This window comes from Streptomyces sp. NPDC003016, assembly GCF_053591455.1.
This window is the reverse complement of the sequence record NZ_JBSFTV010000037.1, coordinates 1-18,136: the sequence shown is the minus strand read 5'-3', so window position 1 is coordinate 18,136 and position 18,136 is coordinate 1. Positions and strand designations below refer to the sequence as shown.

Below are 18,136 nucleotides of genomic sequence, written 5' to 3'. Positions count from 1 at the left end.
GGCAGTACAGGCGCGAGCGCACGGCACAGACAGCAGGCCGCCGGTCGAAGGAGCCCCGCCCCATGAGCCCCTTTCCCAGCTCAGCTCCCCGCACGAAACAGTGGCACCATCTGCGGCTGACCGTCGAGGACGGCGTCGCCACCGTCACCCTCGCCCGGCCCGAGAAACTCAACGCGCTCACCTTCGGCGCGTACGCCGATCTGCGCGACCTCCTCGCCGAGCTGTCCCGCGAGCGCGCCGTGCGCGCCCTGGTCCTCGGCGGCGAGGGCCGCGGCTTCTGCTCGGGCGGCGACGTCGACGAGATCATCGGTGCCACGCTCTCCATGGACACCGCCCAGCTCCTCGACTTCAACCGGATGACCGGTCAGGTCGTACGGGCGCTGCGCGAATGCCCCTTCCCGGTGATCGCCGCCGTGCACGGAGTGGCGGCCGGCGCCGGCGCCGTCCTCGCCCTCGCCGCGGACTTCCGGATCGCCGACCCCTCCGCCCGCTTCGCCTTCCTCTTCACCAGGGTCGGCCTCTCGGGCGGCGACATGGGCGCGGCGTACCTGCTACCGCGTGTCGTCGGGCTCGGGCACGCCACCAGGCTGCTGATGCTCGGCGAGCCGGTGCGCGCCCCCGAGGCGGAGCGGATCGGCCTGGTCAGCGAGATGACGGACGAGGGCCAGGCGGACACCCGCGCCGCCGAACTGGCCCGGCGCCTCGCCGACGGCCCGGCCCTGGCGCACGCGCAGACCAAGGCGCTGCTCACCGCCGAGCTCGACATGCCGCTCGCCGCCGCCGTCGAGCTGGACGCCGCCACCCAGGCGCTGCTGATGAACGGTGAGGACTACGCCGAATTCCACGCGGCGTTCACCGAGAAGCGCCCCCCGAAGTGGCAGGGGCGTTAGCGGTGCCGGCGGCCGGCGTCCCCCGACCGCAGGCCCTGCGCGTCGCGGTCGTCGGCGGCGGCCCCGGCGGGCTCTACGCCGCCGCCCTCCTCAAGCGGCTCGGCCCCGCACGCGAGGTCACCGTCTGGGAGCGGGGCGCCCCCGACGACACCTTCGGCTTCGGCGTCGTCCTCTCCGACGAGACGCTGGGCGGCATCGAGCACGCCGACCCCGTGGTCCACCGCGCGCTCCAGGGCGAGTTCGTACGGTGGGACGGCATCGACATCGTCCACCGCGGCCGGACCCTGACCTCCGGCGGCCACGGTTTCGCCGCCCTCGGCCGCCGCCGGCTCCTGGAGATCCTGCACGAGCGCTGCCGCTCCCTCGGCGTCGGCCTGCGCGTCCGCGAGGAGGCGCCGCCCGCCGCCGAACTCTCCGCGGCGTACGACCTGGTGGTCGCCGCGGACGGTGTGCACAGCCGCACCCGCGCGGCGTACGCCGATGCCTTCGCACCCCGCGTCACCACCCACCGCTGCCGCTACCTCTGGCTCGCCGCCGACTTCGCCTTCGACGCCTTCCGCTTCGAGATCGCCGAGACCGGACACGGCGTCATGCAGCTCCACGGCTACCCCTACGCGAAGAACGCGTCGACCGTCATCGTCGAGATGCGCGAGGAGGTCTGGCGGGCCGCCGGCCTCGACCGCTGCGACGAGGCCGAATCCACGGAGCGCTGCGCCGCGTTCTTCGCCGGAGCGCTCGGCGGCCGCCCCCTGCGCTCCAACTCCTCCTCCTGGACCGCCTTCCGCACCGTCGTCAACGACCGCTGGAGCCACGGCAACACGGTCCTGCTCGGCGACGCCGCCCACACCGCCCACTTCTCCATCGGCTCGGGCACCAAGCTCGCCGTCGAGGACGCCCTGGCGCTGGCCGCGTGCGTCGGGGAGCAGCCCGATCTGCCGGCCGCCCTGGCGGCGTACGAGAGCGAGCGCCGCCCCGTCGTCGCCTCCACGCAGCGCGCGGCCGCCGCCAGCCTGCGCTGGTTCGAGGAACTCGGCACGTATCTCGGCCAGTCGCCACGGCAGTTCGCCTTCAACCTGCTCACCCGAAGCCGCCGTGTCACCCACGACAACCTGCGGCTGCGCGACCCCGCCTTCACGGAGACCGCCGAGGACGACTTCGGCTGCCCGCCCGGCACACCCCCGATGTTCACCCCCTTCCGGCTGCGCGGTCTGACCCTGCGCAACCGGGTCGTCGTGTCGCCCATGGACATGTACTCGGCGACCGACGGCGTCCCCGGCGACTTCCACCTCGTCCACCTCGGCGCCCGGGCCCTGGGCGGAGCGGGCCTGGTCATGACCGAGATGGTGTGCGTGAGCCCACAGGGCCGCATCACCCCGGGCTGCACCGGCCTCTACACCCCCGGGCAGGCCGCCGCCTGGCGCCGGATCACCGACTTCGTGCACCGGCAGTCACCGGGCACGGCCGTCGGCGTCCAGCTCGGCCACTCGGGGCGCAAGGGCTCGACGCGGCTGATGTGGGAGGGCATCGACCAGCCGCTGGACGACGGCAACTGGCCCGTGTCCGCCGCCTCCCCGCTGCCGTACCGCGCGGGCGTCAACCAGGTGCCGCGCGAACTCGGTCCGGCCGGACTCGCCGCCGTCCGGGAACAGTTCGTGTCGGCGGCGGTGCGGGCGGCCGAAGCAGGTTTCGACCTCCTCGAACTGCACTGCGCGCACGGCTACTTGCTCTCCGGCTTCCTCTCCCCCCTCACCAACCGACGGACCGACGCGTACGGCGGTTCCCTCGCCGGCCGCCTCCGCTTCCCCCTGGAGGTCTTCGACGCCGTACGGGCCGTCTGGCCGGACGACCGGCCGATGACGGTCCGTATCTCCGCCACCGACTGGGCGGACGGCGGCACCACGGGCGAGGACGCGGTGGAGACCGCCCGCGCCTTCGCCGCGCACGGCGCCGACGCGATCGACGTCTCGACCGGGCAGGTCGTGCCCGACGAAGCCCCCGAGTACGGCCGCTCGTACCAGACGCCGTACGCCGACCGCATCCGCAACACCCTGGGCGTGCCGGTCGTCGCGGTCGGCGCGATCTCGTCCTGGGACGACGTCAACTCACTGCTGCTGGCGGGCCGCGCCGACCTGTGCGCGCTGGCGCGCCCGCATCTCTACGACCCGCACTGGACGCTCCACGCGGCGGCCGAGCAGGGCTACACGGGGCCGGGCGCGCCGTGGCCCCTGCCGTACCGGGCGGGCAGCCGGACCCCGCCGACCGGGCGCACGGACGCGCCGAAACCGAGGCTGACGCTGTCGTAGGGCGGGCGTCCCTGCGGGGGGCTTTCCCCTGCCCGCCGCCCCTTGCCCGACGCTTCCTGCCTGCCGCCCCCTGCCTGCCCCTTCCCGAACCGGAGCGGGGTCCCGGTTCGGGAAGGGGCAGGCAGGGGAAAGTCCCGCCGCAGGCGTCCAGCCCCCCACCGCGATCTCCACCCGGTCCGCCACCGCCCGGTAGCCGATCCGCCGGTACACCCCGTTGCTCGTCGGGTTCGCGAGGTCCGTGAACAGGAGCACCTCACCCACCCCCGCGCCCCGCACCGCCCCGCTCACCGCGGCCGTGACCGCCGCCGCGTACCCCCGCCCACGCCACTGGGGCGGCGTACGGACAGGTGCGACACGCACCGTGCCCGCCGCGGGCCGAGAGACGCCCGCCATCGACACGGGGACGCCGTCGTGCTCCCACAGGGTCAGACCGCCGTAGGCGATGCGGTCGTCGACCGCCCGGCCGGCGCCCGGCGCGGGCCGGCCGATCTCCCGGCGGAAGGCGTCGACCCACTCCACCAGCAGCGCCCGGTCTGCCGTGGTCGCCACCCGCGCGCGGCCCGGCGGCGCGGGGTCCGGCGGGGTCAGTTCCCCGAGCCGGTACAGCCGTTGCTCCACCACGGTGGTGACCTCCGCGCCGCTGCGACGCCATTCGGCCGCCAGCGCCTCGGCCGTGCCCCGCTCCGCACTGACCGCCGGGCTGCCGAACGTCACGCACGCCCCGGCCAGCGGCGCCACCGCCTCCGCCGGCACGGCCCCCACCAGCACCGCGTACGGCGGCGTCCACAGCAGCGCACCGTCCACGCGGCCGTCCGCGCCGCGCCACCAGCCGTACCGGGGGGTGCCTTCGCCGTACGCGTCGCTGCCGCGCCGCCTCAGCGTCTCGGCGACCGTGAGCAGCAGCGTGTTCTCCGCCGGCCGGGCGGCGACGGCGGCGCCCGCCACTGTCAGGTACTCGTCGAGGTCTTCGCTGAAAGTCCAGGTCATGCCCCATGCTGCCCGGCGGCGCCGGGGTTCGTCACCCGCTTTTCGTCACCTGCTTCTCGGCACCTGCTTCTCGGCACCTGCTTCTCGTTCAGTCACCGCCGCCGCGTACGAACTCCGCCCCCGCATCGCGCAGCCGCGCGTGCAGCCCCGCGAACACCTCCGCCGAGCGCACCCCCGGCCAGTCCGCCGGCAGCAGCTCGGCCGGAAGGCCGGGATCGGCGTACGGAAGGCGGCGCCAGGAGTCGAGGGCCAGGAGGTAGTCCCGGTAGGCCTCCCGCGGATCCGGCGCCGTGTCACCCCGCCCCGTCCACGACCGCAGCACCGGCTCGTGCAGATCGAGGAACTGCTCGTGCTGCTTGGCGATCGCCGCCAGGTCCCACCAGCGCGCCACCGCATCCTCCGTCACGGCGAAGCCGAGGTGCTCCCCGCGGAACAGATCGACGTACGGGGCGAGCTGGAGGCGCTCCAGCGTGTGCCGGGTCTCCTCGTACAGCCCCGCCGGCGCGATCCACACACCCGGCGCCGCCGCCCCGAAGCCCAGCCGGGCGAGGCGGGAGCGCAGCACGTGCCGCTTGGCGCGCTCGGCCTCGGGGACCGAGAAGACGGCGAGCACCCAGCCGTCGGACAGCCGTGGCGCGGGGCGGTCGTAGATGCGGCGGTCGCCGTCGTCGAGGAGCTGGTGGGCGTCGCCGGACAGCGCGTAACCGGCGGCGCCCTCCGGCGTGCGGGCGGCCACGAGCAGCCCGCGGCGCTTGAGCCGGGAGACCGACGAGCGCACCGACGGCGCGTCGACCCCGACGGCGGCCAGCAGCCGGATCAGCTCGGCCACCGGCATGGGCTCCACCGGCACGGACTCCACCGGCGCGGACTCCGCGCCCGCGCCGGGAGTGCGTCCGTACGCGCCGTAGAGGGAGACGATCAGGGAACGGGGGGTGTGCTGCTCGGCCACGTGATCACTCTACGGCCGCCCGCAGCCGGAAGCGCTGGAGCTTGCCGGTCGGGGTGCGGGGGAGCGCGTCCAGGAAGACGATGTCGCGCGGGCACTTGTACGGCGCCAGCTCGGCCTTGACGAAGTCGCGCAGCCGCGCCGCCGTCGCCTCCCCGCGCACGGCCCCGCCGCGCAGCACGGCGTACGCCACCACCACCTGGCCGCGCAGCTCGTCGGCCCGTCCCACCACCGCCGCCTCCACCACGTCGGGATGGCGCAGCAGCGTGTCCTCGACCTCCGGGCCCGCGATGTTGTACCCGGCCGAGATGATCATGTCGTCGGCGCGGGCGACGTAGCGGAAGTAGCCGTCGCCGTCGCGGACGTAGGTGTCGCCGGTGAGGTTCCAGCCGTTTCGCGCGTACTGCGTCTGGCGGTCGTCCGCGAGGTAGCGGCAGCCCACGGGCCCGCGCACCGCCAGCAGCCCGGGTTCGCCGTCGGGCACGGGCAGGCCCGATCCGTCGACCACCCGCGCCTCCCAGCCCGGCACGGGCACGCCCGTCGTGCCCGGCCTGACCGCCTCGTCCGCCGCCGAGATGAAGATGTGCAGCAGCTCGGTCGCGCCGATGCCGTTGATGATGCGCAGTCCGGTGCGTTCGTGCCAGGCGTGCCAGGTGGCGGCGGGCAGGTTCTCGCCGGCCGAGACGCAGCGGCGCAGGGCGCGCAGGTCGTACGCGCCCACGTCGTCCAGCATCGCCCGGTACGCCGTCGGTGCGGTGAACAGCACCGACACCCGGTGCTCGGCGAGGGCGGGCAGCAGCTGCCCGGGCCCCGCCTGTTCGAGCAGCAGCGCCGACGCGCCCGCCCGCATCGGGAAGATCACCAGCCCGCCGAGCCCGAACGTGAAACCGAGCGGTGGACTGCCCGTGAAGACGTCGTCGGGTTCCGGCTTCAGCACGTGGCGCGAGAAGGTGTCGGCGACGGCCAGCACATCGCGGTGGAAGTGCATGCAGCCCTTGGGCCGCCCGGTGGTCCCCGAGGTGAAGGCGATCAGCGCGACATCGTCGGCGGACGTCCGAACGGCGGCGTACCGCGACGGCTTGCCGTCCGCCACCCGCAGCAGGTCGTCGGGCGCGCCGCCGCCGTACGCCGTGATGCGCATCCCCGGCACCCCGGCCTTCACGAGGTCGTCGAGGGCCCGTACGTCGCACAGGGCGTGGCTGACCCGCGCGATCTCGCACAGGGTCGCCAGCTCGGCCGCCCGCTGCTGTGCCAGCACCGTCACCGCCACCGCGCCCGCCTTCATCACCGCGAGCCAGCAGGCCGCCAGCCACGGCGTGGTGGGCCCGCGCAGCAGGACGCGATTGCCGGGCACGACACCCAGGTCGGTGGTGAGGACGTGCGCGATCCGGTCGACGCGGCCGAGCAGTTCGCCGTACGTCCAGACCTCGCCCGCGCCGGTACGGAATACGGGCCGGTCCGGGCCGAAGCGCTCGACCGTACGGTCCAGGAGCTCCGCCCCGCAGTTGAGGCGATCGGGATAGCGCAGCTCAGGACGGTCGAGCAGCAGCCGCGGCCACTGATGGGCGGGCGGCAGCCGGTCGCGGGGAAAGGTGTCGACGTGCGCTGAGGTCTTCAGCTCCATGACGGGATCGCCCCCTTGTCGCCTCTGGAGCGTATCGTTTGGATGACGACAGTCAACGGTCCGCGATAAAAGTGGGGTGCGAGGACATGCCGGGATTCGCGCTGGAACCTCAGCAGCAGGAGTGGTGCGAGCGACTGCGCACGCTGGCCGCCGACCATCTGCGCCCTCTCGCGGAGAAAGGCGAACCGGGCAGGGTGAACCGCCCGTTGGTCGCCGCCCTCGGGGAACACGGCCTGCTGCGGCGCCTGTTCGGCTCCGGCGCGCTCGACCTCTGCCTGATGCGTGAATCCCTCGCCCGGGTCTGCACCGAGGCCGAGACCGCCCTCGCCCTGCAGGGGCTCGGAGCGAGCCCGGTGGCCAGGTCCGGCACGGACGGACAACGAGCGCGCTGGCTGCCCGAAGTGACCGCGGGGCGGGCGGTCGCCGCCTTCGCGCTCAGCGAGCCGGGCGCGGGATCGGACGCCGCGGCGCTCTCGCTCATGACCGCACCGGAGGGTGACGGATGGCGCCTGTCCGGTGAGAAGTGCTGGATCTCCAACGCTCCGGAGGCCGACTTCTACACCGTCTTCGCCCTGACCACCGAAGGCGCGGGAGCCCGCGGCGTCACCGCCTTCCTGGTCCCCGCCGACCGTCCCGGTCTGACCGGCACCCCGCTCGACATGCTCGCGCCGCACCCCATCGGGGCCCTGGCCTTCGACGGCGTCCCGGTCACCCGCGCCGATGTGATCGGCGAGGTGGACCGCGGCTTCCGCGTCGCCATGGACACCCTCAACCTCTTCCGCCCCAGCGTCGGCGCCTTCGCCGTCGGCATGGCCCAGGCCGCCCTCGACGCGGCTCTCGCGCACACCGCGAGCCGCACCGCCTTCGGCGGCCCCCTCAAGGACCTCCAGTCGGTGGCTCACCGGGTCGCCGAGATGGCGACCCGCACGGAGGCCGCGCGCCTGCTCGTGTACGCCGCCGCCTCGGCCTACGACGCGGGCGCACCCGGCGTCCCGCGAAGCGCCGCCATGGCCAAGCTGTTCGCCACCGAGACCGCCCAGTACGTCGTCGACGCGGCCGTCCAGCTGCACGGCGCCCGCGCCCTCCAGCGCGGCCACCTCCTCGAACACCTCTACCGCGAGGTCCGCGCCCCCCGTATCTACGAAGGCGCGACCGAGGTCCAGCACACGATCATCGCGAAGGAGCTGTACCGATGACCCCGCACTCCCCGCACTCCCCGCACTCCCCGCACTCCCCGGGCTCCCCGGGCTCCCCGGGCTCCCCGGTCCCCGCGGATCTCCCGCACCACCTGCGCCCTCCGCACCACCTGCGCCCTTCGCACCCCCCGCACCACCTGCACCGCGTCAACCCGGCCGAACTCTCCCCGCCCACCGGCTTCTCGCACGCCGTCACCGCCACCGGCTCCCGGCTGGTCTTCCTGGCGGGCCAGACGGCCCTCGACACGGACGGCAAGCCCGTCGGCGACACGCTCCCCGCCCAGTTCGGGACGGCCCTCGGCAACCTCCTCACCGCCCTGCGCGCCGCCGGGGGCGCCCCCGGCGACCTGGCCCGCGTCACCGTCTACACCACGGATGTCGCCGACTACCGCGCCCACGCCCGCGAACTGGGCCGCATCTGGAGCCGGCTGGCGGGCCGCGACTACCCCGCCATGGCGGTGATCGGCGCGGTCCGCCTCTGGGACGAGCAGTGCCTGGTGGAGCTGGACGGGGTGGCCGTACTGCCCTGACGGCGACAACTCCTCGTACGGCTTCGGCTCCTCGGCCCCCTTGCCCGTCCGTCGCCGGAACGCGGTAAACCCCGCCCCGTCCCGCCCCGTCCCGCCCCGGATGGGAGGCTGTGCGCACAGAAGGCCGCACCCACCCTCCGTACGCGGCCGGGTCCATGGACGGAAACGAGGACACCCCCCATGAGTAGTAGCAGTGCCTGGTTCGAACGGCCCACCCTGACGGGCCGTTACGTACGTCTTGAGCCGTTGACCACCGGCCACGCCGAGGGGCTCTTCGAGGCGCTCAAGGACCCCGCCGTCTGGACCTGGCTGTCCAAGAAGCAGCCCGCCGGCGCCGCGGGGATGCGGAAGATCGTCGAGGGGCTGCTGGCCAAGCAGGAGAAGGGCGACAGCGTCGCGCTCGCGCAGATCGACGTCGCCACCGGTGAAGTGGCGGGCTCCACCTCGTACTACGAGATAGAGCCCGCCCACCGCGGCATCGCGATCGGTTCGACCTGGCTCGGCAGCCGCTTCCAGCGCACCGGCATCAACACCGAGGCCAAACTGCTCCTGCTGGGCCGGGCCTTCGACGGCCTCGGCGCGCGGCGCGTCACCTGGCACACCGACCACCGCAACGAGCGCTCGCAGCGGGCCATCGAGCGCCTCGGCGCACGGCGCGAGGGCGTCCTGCGCGGCCATCGGACGAGGCCCGACGGGACCGTGCGCGACACCGTCGTCTACTCGATGCTGTGCGACGAGTGGCCGCCCGCGCGCGAGGCGCTGACCGCCCGCCTCGTACGTCCCTGACGGCAGGGGGGCGGATCGACTGGTGCCCCGCAGACTCCGGGCTTACGGTCGAATGGTGGGCACAGCCGCCCCACCGCCCCCTCCCGTGAGGGCCATCCACCATGACGACCTCGCAGCCGACACCGAAACCGCCGTCGGCACAGGCGGCGTCCGCTCCGGGCCGGGGCGACAGGAACGGCCTCGCCCTGCTGGTCATCGCCTCGTGCCAGTTGATGGTGGTCCTCGACATCACCATCGTGAACATCGCTCTGCCGCACATCCAGAGCGATCTCGGATTCTCCACCACGAGCCTTTCGTGGGTGGTCAACGCCTACACCCTGACCTTCGGCGGGCTGCTGCTCCTCGGCGGCCGCGCCGGTGACATCCTCGGACGCCGGAAGGTCTTCGTCTTCGGCGTCCTGCTGTTCGTGCTCGCCTCCCTGCTCGGCGGTCTCGCCCAGAACTCCGGCCAACTCCTCGCCGCCCGCGCCCTCCAGGGGGTCGGCGGCGCCATCGCCTCCCCGACGTCGCTCGCGCTGATCGCCACCACCTTCACCGAAGGCCCGGCCCGCAACCGGGCGTTCGGCGTCTTCGCCGCGGTCTCCGCGGGCGGTGGCGCGATCGGCCTGCTGGCCGGCGGCATGCTCGTCGCATGGCTCGACTGGCGCTGGGTGCTGTTCGTCAACGTACCGATCGGGCTGCTCATCGCCCTCGCCACGCCCCGCGTCATCAGGGAGTCCCCCCGCCGCCCCGGCCACTTCGACCTCACCGGGGCGCTGACCTCCACCCTCGGCATGGTGTGCCTGGTCTACGGCTTCATCCGGGCCGCGCAGGAAGGCTGGAGCGACGGCCTCACACCGACGTCGTTCGCCGCCGCGGTGGTGCTCCTCGCGGCCTTCGTCCTGGTGGAGCGGCGCTCGAAGCAGCCGATCACACCGCTGCGCATGTTCGCCGACCGCAACCGGGCGGGCACGTACGGCATCATGCTCACCCTCGCCGCCGCGATGTTCAGCATGTTCTTCTTCCTCACGCTGTTCGTCCAGAACGTGCTGGGCTTCGGCCCGCTCCGGGCGGGTGTGGCCTTCCTGCCGGTCAGCGCGGTCATCGCGGTGGGCGCCGGGCTGGCCTCCCGGCTCCTGCCGAGGTACGGCCCGAAGCCCTTCATGGTGACCGGCTCGGTCCTGGCCGCGGCGGGGCTGTCCTGGCTGACCCTGACGGATGTCCACTCGACGTACCTGGGCAGCGTCCTGGGACCGATGCTCGTCTTCAGCCTCGGCATGGGCATGAACTTCGTGGCGCTGACGCTGATGGCGGTCTCCGGTGTGCCCCCGCACGAGTCGGGCGCGGCCTCGGGCCTGCTCAACGTCACGCAGCAGGTGGGCGGCTCCCTGGGCCTGTCCATCCTCGTCACGGTGTTCGGTACGGCCGGCGGCGACGAGGCCGACCGCCAGATACCGCGGTTCCTCGCCCGGGCGGGCCCCGCCGAACGCGCGCGATTCGAACGGACCGGGCAGCTCCCGCCGCCGTGGGGCGACGAGGTGCTCACCTCGGGGGTCTCCGCCGCCTTCGTCGCCGCCGCGGTGTTCACCGTGGTGGCCGCGGTCATCGCGCTGTTCGCCATTCAGGTGCGCCCGTCCGACCTGGAACGCCTCCAGGGCGGCCACGGGGCCGGTTCCTGAGCCCGCCCGTGGCGTGCCGGCCTTCGGGGCGGGCAGGCACACTCCGGCGGAGGCCCTCTCCTCCGGTCTCCGGCTCGTCCGGAGTTTTCGACGCCTGGTGCGGGATACCCGTTCGCGGTGATCTTCCGCTCTGTCCGACGGAAAAGGGAAGCCGATGCGCGCACTGACCGTCCGCCCGCATGCAAAGGAATCGCTGGAAGTCCGCGACCTGCCCGCGCCGGTGCCCCAGGAGGGGCAGCTGCTGGTGGACGGCCTCGCGGTGGGGGTCTGCGGGACGGACAAGGAAATCGTCGAAGGCGGTTACGGCTGGGCGCCTCCGGGCCGTGACTGGCTGGTGCTGGGGCACGAGTCGCTCGGCCGGGTCCGCCATGCGCCACCGGGCAGCGGGTTCTCGGCCGGTGACCTGGTCGTCGGGGTGGTCCGCCGGCCCGATCCGGAGCCGTGCGGCGCCTGCGCGCGCGGTGAGTTCGACATGTGCCGCAACGGCCGGTACACCGAGCGGGGCATCAAGCAGATCGACGGCTACGGCTCGCAGGTGTGGTGCGTGGAAGCGGAGTACGCGGTCAGGCTCGACGCACGCCTCGAACGGGTGGGGACGCTGCTGGAGCCGACGAGCGTGGTGGCCAAGGCGTGGGAGCAGGTGGAACGGGTCGGCGGCAGGTCCTGGTTCGAGCCGCGGCGCGTGCTGGTGACGGGCGCCGGTCCGATCGGGGCGCTGGCCGCTCTGCTGGGCGTGCAGCGCGGTCTGGACGTACACGTGCTGGACCGCGTCACCGGAGGTCCCAAGCCGGCGCTGGTGGAGGCTCTGGGCGCGACGTACCACGCGGAGAGCGCCGAGAAGCTGATCCCCGCCCTCGGCCCGGACGTCATCATCGAAGCCACCGGAGCGGCCGAGGTGGTGTTCGCGTCGATGTCCGGCACCGCGCCCTACGGGATCGTCTGCCTGACCGGTGTGTCGCCCACCGGCCGCAGCCTGAACGTGGAGGGCGGCACCATCAACCGGGAGATCGTGCTGGAGAACGACGTGGTGGTGGGCTCGGTCAACGCCAACCTGCGCCACTACCGGCAGGCCGCGGACGCGCTGGCCGGGGCGGACCTTCCGTGGCTGGAGAGGCTCATCACCCGCAGGGTTCCGCTGGACCGTGCCGAGGAGGCGTTCACGGCACGGTCCGACGACATCAAGGTCGTCGTGGACCTCGGTCCAGGGGCCGAATGATCCTGAGCGCGGACGCGGGACTCCGCCAGGCCCCGAGGTACGGCCAGGCCCCGAGGCAGGGCCAGAACCCGCCCCCGGCCTCGCGGCGCCTGCGCACCGGCCGGGCGGTCAGCGGCGCGTCCTCTCGCGACGACGGTGCTCCCGCAGCATCGCGCTGTCCGCGAGCGCCAGCAGAGCCAGGACGGCGAAGAGTATCGCGACGGCTCCCAGCGCCCACGGATTCGGAGCACTGCCCCCGTGCGAGCGCGACGCCCACACCCCGAACAGCACGGCGAGAGCCAGGAACAGCGGCGTGTGGATCTTCGCGAGCACGTGCCTCAGCCTGTACGCACGGCGTGCGGCCACCGCCGCCCCGGCGTCGTGCCGGCCCTGGGGCGGGGGACCACCCCGGGGCGGGGGAGGGCCCGCGCCGTCCTCATGGCGCAGCTCGCCCGGCTCGGGACTGTGGTCGCGCATCGACGCCTCCAGCGGCGAAGGACCCCTTGTTCTCAGGGTAGTCCCGCCCCGGGCGGACCCATGCGGTACTTCCGCGAGAGCCGTCGAAGCTGTACTAGCCTGACCCGATGTCTGACAACGCTGCTCCCCTGATCGTCGTCATGGGTGTCTCAGGATCGGGAAAGACAACAGTCGGCCAGGCGATCGCCCAGCGGCTCGCTGTGCCCTATGCCGAAGCCGACGACTTCCATTCGCCGCAGAACGTGGCCAAGATGCGGGCCGGCGTCCCCTTGGACGACGAGGACCGCCGCCCGTGGCTCGACGCGATCGCCACCTGGCTCGCCGAGCACGCCGGACGGGGAGGCGTGGTCACCTGCTCGGCCCTCAAGCGGCGTTATCGCGACCGGCTCGCCGCCGTGTCGTCCGAAGTCTTCTTCCTCCACCTCGACGGTTCGGCGGAACTCATCGCCGGCCGGCTCGCGCGGCGCGAGGACCACTTCATGCCGACGAGCCTCCTGCGGTCCCAGATCGACGCCCTGGAACCGCTGGAGCCCGACGAGCCCGGCGCGGCCGTTCCCATCGACGGAACGCCCGGGCGGACGACCGCTCTGGCACTCGCCGCGGTCGAGGCCCGATGAGCCGGACGCCGGACGCGGACCGAGCGTCTTCGCCGGGCCTCGAACACTCCTCCGGCCTGCCCAGCTCTGCCGGTCAGCGCCGCTGATCCTCCGGTGGTGCGGCCGGCCGTCCCCTCGCTGAGTCCACGCGGCCCGCCCTCCACGCCCGGGAGGGCGGGAAGGGCTCCGCCCCGTCGGTTTCCGCGTGCTCACCGCATTCGGCCTCCGCCCCGGCGGTGGACTCGCCGGCTGCGGGGATCCCGACATGGGCAGCGGGCGCTCCTTGAGCGTAGCGGTAGCCCTTCCGGTACTGCTCGGCATCGCTGTCCGGCGAGCCGCCGCACCCGAGCAGGACCAGGAGCAGAACCGGGAGCAGGAGGGGCCGGCGACGCGGGCCCCGCGGCCCGTACCCGCGTACGGAGTCCAGGCCCGGGGTCCTGACCGGCAACGTCCACGTGAGGCAGTTCCCCTCTGCCGGTATGCCCCGTCCCCGTGGTCTCCGTTGCTGCCACTCCTGCCCTTCGGCCTCCACCTCACAGTCTGGTTCGCCACCGGGGCAGCGCTTGAATCCGGCGACTTTCCTCTCCCGGCCGGGGGACGGCCCCGCGCCCGTACGAACGGACATGAGGGGAGCGCCGGTGAGCGCGACGCTACGCCTGGGGACCGCGCCCAGGGCCGACCCGCACGAGGTGGAACACGAGGTGAGGTACGCGGATGCCGGGACCGGAGCCGGGACCGGAGCCCCGCGCGTGGTGGCCCATGCGGAACGTGAACTGCCGCCCGGGGGCGTCCCGGTCTCCCTCGCGGCGCGCAGGAACGGCATACGCTCCTTCGTCCTGTGGGCCGACCGGTACCGCCAACGCCGGACCGCCACCATCATCACCATGACCGCTTCCGGCGGCGTCACCACCTGCCGATTCCTGGGCGAGCAGGGCGAGACCATCGGCACGCTCACACGCGAGAAGGTCCTTTCGGGCAGCGGTCTGCGCACCCGCTGGACGGTCGCGCAGACCGCTGCGCCGGACAGGACACGCCGCTGGAGTCCCGGTCCAGTGACGACGGAGTGCGGGTGCACGAGGAGGGGTCGGCCGACGGCTCGCCGCCGCGCTGCCGCTGCTGGTCCGCAGCTTCGAACCATCCTCCTGGGACGAGGCAAAGACCTGAACCGGCCCGTACGGGCGACCGGGGCCCCACGGGAAGCGCGAGCGGGGTCACAGGTACCGGCGGATCGGTATGACGACCGCCTCCTGCGCGCGCTGGACGAGTGAACGCTTCTTCCACCGCGCCGCGCTGATGGGCTCGCTCACGGCGAGGTCCTCGTCGAAGTGACGGTCCAGGGAGGCGGTGAACCCCTCCTCCAGAACGGCGAGCATGACCTCTTCGTCGTGGTCGAGAGAGCGCCGGTTGAAGTTGGTGGACCCGATCAGGGAGAGCACGTGATCGACGGTGATGACCTTGGCGTGCATCATCGTCGGCTGGTACTGGAAGATCTTCACGCCGCAGGCGGTGAGGTCCTCGTAGTAGTGCTGCCCGGCCAGCTGGCAGACGCGCTTGTCGGTGTGCGGGCCCGGCAGCAGGATCTCCACCTCGACCCCGCGGCGTGCGGCGGCGCAGAGCAACTCGATGAAGTACGCGTCGGGGGAGAAGTAGGCGGTGGCCAGACGGAATCTTTCCTCGGCGGACTCCAGCCCGACCCGGATCAGGGTCTGCATGTCCTGCCAGCCGAAACTGGCCGATCCGCGTACCACCTGGACGACCGCGTCGCCCTGCGAGCGGTGCTCGACGAACCGGTCGCGGTCGTCGAAGAGGTTGTCGTGACATTCGGCCCAGTTCTGGGAGAAGGCCGCGGCGATGCCGTCCACCGCCGGGCCCCGGACCTGCACGTGGGTGTCGCGCCACTCGTTCTCGTTGCGGGCGTCGCCGCACCATTCCTGGGCGATCCCCACACCGCCGGTGAAGGCCGTGTCCTCGTCGACGACGAGGACCTTGCGGTGGCAGCGGTGGTTCTGTTTGAACGGCGAGAGGTGCAGGGGCTTGCGGAACCACGCGACCTGGACCCCGGCCCGCTCCATCGCCTCCAGCTGGTCCTTCTCGATCAGCCGGCTGCCGAAGCCGTCCAGCAGCAGCCGCACCCGTATCCCCTGGCGGGCACGCTCGGCCAGCGCCTGGGCGAACTCGCGGGCTATGTCGCCCTTCCAGTACACGAACGTCATCATGTCCACGGTGTGCTGCGCGGAGCGGATCCCGGCCAGCATCGCCGCGAAGATCTCGTCCCCGTTACGGAGCGGGACCAGCATGTTGCCCTCGGTGGCGGCGATGCCGATCAGTCTCTCCAGACGTCGCCGTATCCGCGCGGCGCGGTCCTCGAGGGTCCGGGCGGCCTGCGGGAGGGCGGTGCCGGGATTCGTTTCCGGCCGGTCCTGTGTGCTGGTCATGGCGTCACCTGGCCGGCGCAGACGGGGGGCGGGAACTGCGATCCCGGTCCGGCGCGGGCCGCCGCAGCGTGGTGACTGTACCGGGTGGCCCGCGTCCCCCACGACCCGCTCGGCCGTGGCCCGGCGCCGGAAGGGCCGGCTGCCTCCTCGACGGTGCGGGTACGCGCCGGCCTTGAGCGGCTAGAGTTCCGGCCCGACGGAAGACCGACAAGGGGGGCGCTGTGGCCAAGGTCAACATCAGTCTCGACGCGGAACTGGTGGTGGAAGTGATGGTCCTGGCCGGGATCGGCTCGCCCCAGGACGCCGTCGAGGCGGTCGTACGCGACTACATCGCCCGCGGCCACCGCACGGAGGCACGGGCCGAGTCCACGGAACGGGCCGTGCGCGAGGCCGAGGCCAAGCCGCCGGAGCCACAGGGCTGACCGACGCGGGCCTCCTGGGCCGCGCGCTTCCCGGGGCGGGTGCCTCCTGGACCGCCACCTCCCGGGGCGGGCGCTTCCCGGGGCGGGTGCCTCCTGGACCGCCCACCTCCCGGGGCGGGCGCCTCATCTCCGCTGAGCAGGCGTCGGCGCAGGGAGAACGCGCCGGCTGAAGACCCGCACGCCCTGGGAGTGCGTGGCCCCATGACGCGTCCCGACTCCCGAAGCCAGGGGTTCGCCCGCTGGAACGGCGTGAAGCCGTCGTCCGAGACGATGACCCCGCCGACCTCCTCGGCGATGCCGATCACCAGCGCGTCACCCCGGCCCTCGGTCCCGGCCGGAGGCTGAACGACGGTTCCCGCGGCGATGGCCGTCTCCACCCGGGGCCGTTCTCCGGCGGCCACGTCGTGGCGCGCAGTGGCGTCGACCACCACGTGGACGTCGCGGTCGGGATGTTTGAACCGCAGGGACCGGGCAGCTGCCGCGGGCCGGAGCCGGCGCGCCGCTCATGAGGCGCAAAGCGACCGGCCGCAGCCGCCGCCCGCCTCTCCTGGGCGCTTGACGGGCAACTCGCCATGGGGACGGCCGTCCCCCCAAGCCGCATATGTGCAACAGCGGACCGTCCAGGACGTTCAGTCAGCCACCACCACGAGCTTGCCTCGTGTGTGTCCCTCGCGTACGAGCTGCTGCGCTTCGGCGGCCTTCTCCAGGGGGAAAGCCTGCGCGATCTCCACCCTCACCAGGCCCGCTTCGGCCATGCGGCCGAGCTCTGCCAGGTCGCCGGAACCGGGGCGCGCGAAGACGTAGTCCCCACCGGACGCCTTGTCCTGCGGATCGGCAACCGACGCCAGGCGTCCGCCGGCCCGTAGGAGGCCCGGTGACGCCCGCCGAGTGCGTTTGCCCGCCGCGTCGAGGACGGCGTCCAGGGCGTCGGGCGCGAGGGCGCGCACGCGTTCCGCGAAGTCTCCGCGGTAGGTGACCGGTTCGGCGCCCAGCGGACGGAGGAAGTCATGGTTGCCCTCGCTCGCGGTGCCGATGACGCGGGCACCCAGCGCGGCTGTGGCAGTGAAGCCTTCGGAGAGCGCGAGCCGGATGGCGTGGCTCGTTCCTCGGTGTGCCGTCAGCAGGGCATTGACGAAGGTCTCGAAGGGGCCGGGGCTGATCCGGCACCCGTCGTCCTCCATCGGCCCGATGCCCGATGGGAGTTTCAGCTCCGCCTCAGGAACCGAGACCCGATCTGGTCCACGTCGACATCGAAAGGCTCGGCGACATCCCCGACGGCGGCCACAAGGCCCTCGGTCGGCAGGCGGGCCGCAAGACCGGGCCAAGGCATGCATGGGCCATCCGCCCAACGCGGTCGACGCCCACTCCCGCCTCGCCTGGAGCGAGATCCACGCAGGCGGGAAGAAGGAAACCGCCGTCGGATTCCGGCAGCGCGCACGGCTGCCTCACCACTGCCGGAATCACCGTCCAGCGGGCCCTGACCGGCAACGGTGCCTGTCAAGAATCACATCTCTGGCTCAACTCCCTTGCACGGCAGGAGATTTCACGCGAGTGCACTCGCCCCTACCGGCCCCGGACGAACGGGAAGGTGGAGCGGTTCAACCGCGCACTGCTGGACGAACGGGCCTACGCCAAGCCATACCGCACCGAGACCGAGACCGAGACCGAGACCGAGCGATGCGAGGCATGCCCCGCCTGGCCCCACACCTGCAATCACCACCGCGGACACCGCGCTCCAGGACCAACCACCCGCAAGCCGCGTCCCCCACCTCGCGGATCAGTACATGGCATCGCCCTTGGGCACCACGAGAGCGGTGTCGACGCGGTGGAAGGTCTTGCTCGGCGTGGTGAAGGAGCTGATGCCCGGAATCCGCAGCTGCGCGCCGGAGGGCACGGGCGGTGCGGGTGAAGCGGCCAGGGGAGGGCCACCTGGGCGGGCGAGGCGGCGATCAGGAATCCTCGCCGGTCCCACCCGTTGTCGGCGCCCGGCGAAGCATCCGGGCGGCGCCGTGCGGTGAGCCTGCCGATCAGTACGTAGAGCACAGCGGCGCCGACCACGGCACCGACCAGGGAAGGCAGCCCGTCCGCGAG

Annotated in this window: 15 protein-coding genes and 3 pseudogenes; 11 read left to right on the top strand and 7 right to left on the bottom strand. The window is 73.0% G+C overall.

Annotated features, from left to right (window positions below):
• The first annotated feature begins 62 nt into the window (after positions 1-62).
• Together ACWDZ4_RS27555 and ACWDZ4_RS27550 are read left to right on the top strand one after the other, a co-directional pair.
• Positions 63-890: an enoyl-CoA hydratase family protein gene (locus ACWDZ4_RS27555; RefSeq protein ID WP_451511081.1), complete on the top strand. Its 828-nt coding sequence runs from the start codon at positions 63-65 to the stop codon at positions 888-890.
• Positions 875-3,193, top strand: a complete 2,319-nt coding sequence (locus ACWDZ4_RS27550; protein WP_451511080.1) for a bifunctional salicylyl-CoA 5-hydroxylase/oxidoreductase — start codon at positions 875-877, stop codon at positions 3,191-3,193. The genes ACWDZ4_RS27555 and ACWDZ4_RS27550 overlap by 16 nt, the downstream gene beginning before the upstream one ends.
• A 162-nt stretch (positions 3,194-3,355) precedes the next feature.
• Here ACWDZ4_RS27550 and ACWDZ4_RS27545 read toward each other — a convergent pair.
• From ACWDZ4_RS27545 to ACWDZ4_RS27535, 3 genes and pseudogenes are all read right to left on the bottom strand, one after another.
• Positions 3,356-4,180, bottom strand: a pseudogene (locus ACWDZ4_RS27545) (GNAT family N-acetyltransferase); the annotation flags it as partial.
• 88 nt (positions 4,181-4,268) lie between these two features.
• The gene (locus ACWDZ4_RS27540; RefSeq protein ID WP_451511079.1) at positions 4,269-5,129 is read right to left on the bottom strand and encodes a PaaX family transcriptional regulator; all 861 of its coding nucleotides are present in this window, start codon (positions 5,127-5,129) and stop codon (positions 4,269-4,271) included.
• A gap of 4 nt (positions 5,130-5,133) precedes the next feature.
• Positions 5,134-6,750 carry an AMP-binding protein gene (locus tag ACWDZ4_RS27535; protein WP_451511078.1) on the bottom strand — a complete coding sequence of 539 codons (1,617 nt, stop codon included), beginning with the start codon at positions 6,748-6,750 and terminating at the stop codon, positions 5,134-5,136.
• 86 nt (positions 6,751-6,836) lie between these two features.
• On the opposite strand from ACWDZ4_RS27535, the gene ACWDZ4_RS27530 reads away from it, so the two are divergent.
• The 5 genes from ACWDZ4_RS27530 (at position 6,837) to ACWDZ4_RS27510 (ending at position 12,136) form a co-directional block, all read left to right on the top strand.
• Entirely contained in the window at positions 6,837-7,946 is a 1,110-nt protein-coding gene (locus tag ACWDZ4_RS27530) for an acyl-CoA dehydrogenase family protein (protein ID WP_451511077.1), read from the top strand.
• A gap of 137 nt (positions 7,947-8,083) precedes the next feature.
• Positions 8,084-8,476 carry a RidA family protein gene (locus ACWDZ4_RS27525; RefSeq protein WP_451511115.1) on the top strand — a complete coding sequence of 131 codons (393 nt, stop codon included), beginning with the start codon at positions 8,084-8,086 and terminating at the stop codon, positions 8,474-8,476.
• Positions 8,477-8,656: 180 nt separating this feature from the next.
• Positions 8,657-9,262 (top strand): GNAT family N-acetyltransferase, encoded by a 606-nt coding sequence (locus ACWDZ4_RS27520; RefSeq protein WP_451511076.1) that lies wholly within the window; start codon positions 8,657-8,659, stop codon positions 9,260-9,262.
• Between the two features lie 101 nt (positions 9,263-9,363).
• Positions 9,364-10,920, top strand: a complete 1,557-nt coding sequence (locus tag ACWDZ4_RS27515) for an MFS transporter (protein ID WP_451511075.1) — start codon at positions 9,364-9,366, stop codon at positions 10,918-10,920.
• Between the two features lie 154 nt (positions 10,921-11,074).
• Entirely contained in the window at positions 11,075-12,136 is a 1,062-nt protein-coding gene (locus ACWDZ4_RS27510; protein WP_451511074.1) for a glucose 1-dehydrogenase, read from the top strand.
• Positions 12,137-12,244: 108 nt separating this feature from the next.
• Here ACWDZ4_RS27510 and ACWDZ4_RS27505 read toward each other — a convergent pair whose 3' ends face one another.
• A complete protein-coding gene (locus ACWDZ4_RS27505; RefSeq protein ID WP_451511073.1) occupies positions 12,245-12,592 on the bottom strand; it encodes a hypothetical protein in 348 nt (115 codons plus the stop codon).
• Positions 12,593-12,699: 107 nt separating this feature from the next.
• Between ACWDZ4_RS27505 and ACWDZ4_RS27500 the strand changes: the two genes are divergently transcribed.
• Positions 12,700-13,209: a gluconokinase gene (locus ACWDZ4_RS27500; protein WP_451511072.1), complete on the top strand. Its 510-nt coding sequence runs from the start codon at positions 12,700-12,702 to the stop codon at positions 13,207-13,209.
• 1,190 nt (positions 13,210-14,399) lie between these two features.
• Here ACWDZ4_RS27500 and ACWDZ4_RS27495 read toward each other — a convergent pair.
• Positions 14,400-15,623, bottom strand: a complete 1,224-nt coding sequence (locus ACWDZ4_RS27495; protein WP_451511071.1) for a phospholipase D-like domain-containing protein — start codon at positions 15,621-15,623, stop codon at positions 14,400-14,402.
• 221 nt (positions 15,624-15,844) lie between these two features.
• Between ACWDZ4_RS27495 and ACWDZ4_RS27490 the strand changes: the two genes are divergently transcribed.
• Both ACWDZ4_RS27490 and ACWDZ4_RS27485 read left to right on the top strand, forming a co-directional pair.
• On the top strand, positions 15,845-16,045 hold the full coding sequence (locus ACWDZ4_RS27490) for a type II toxin-antitoxin system VapB family antitoxin (protein WP_451511070.1): 201 nt from the start codon (positions 15,845-15,847) through the stop codon (positions 16,043-16,045).
• Positions 16,046-16,246: 201 nt separating this feature from the next.
• On the top strand, positions 16,247-16,390 hold the full coding sequence (locus tag ACWDZ4_RS27485) for a hypothetical protein (RefSeq protein WP_451511069.1): 144 nt from the start codon (positions 16,247-16,249) through the stop codon (positions 16,388-16,390).
• A gap of 284 nt (positions 16,391-16,674) precedes the next feature.
• Here the strand turns inward: ACWDZ4_RS27485 and ACWDZ4_RS27480 are convergent, their stop codons facing one another.
• The gene (locus ACWDZ4_RS27480) at positions 16,675-17,379 is read right to left on the bottom strand and encodes a DUF6086 family protein (RefSeq protein ID WP_451511068.1); all 705 of its coding nucleotides are present in this window, start codon (positions 17,377-17,379) and stop codon (positions 16,675-16,677) included.
• On the opposite strand from ACWDZ4_RS27480, the pseudogene ACWDZ4_RS27475 reads away from it, so the two are divergent.
• Positions 17,280-17,774: pseudogene (locus tag ACWDZ4_RS27475) on the top strand (integrase core domain-containing protein); the annotation flags it as partial. The gene ACWDZ4_RS27480 and the pseudogene ACWDZ4_RS27475 sit on opposite strands and share 100 nt — an antisense overlap.
• Positions 17,775-17,831: 57 nt before the next feature.
• On the opposite strand, the pseudogene ACWDZ4_RS27470 reads toward ACWDZ4_RS27475, so the two are convergent.
• A pseudogene (locus ACWDZ4_RS27470) lies at positions 17,832-18,136 on the bottom strand (molybdopterin-binding oxidoreductase); the annotation flags it as partial.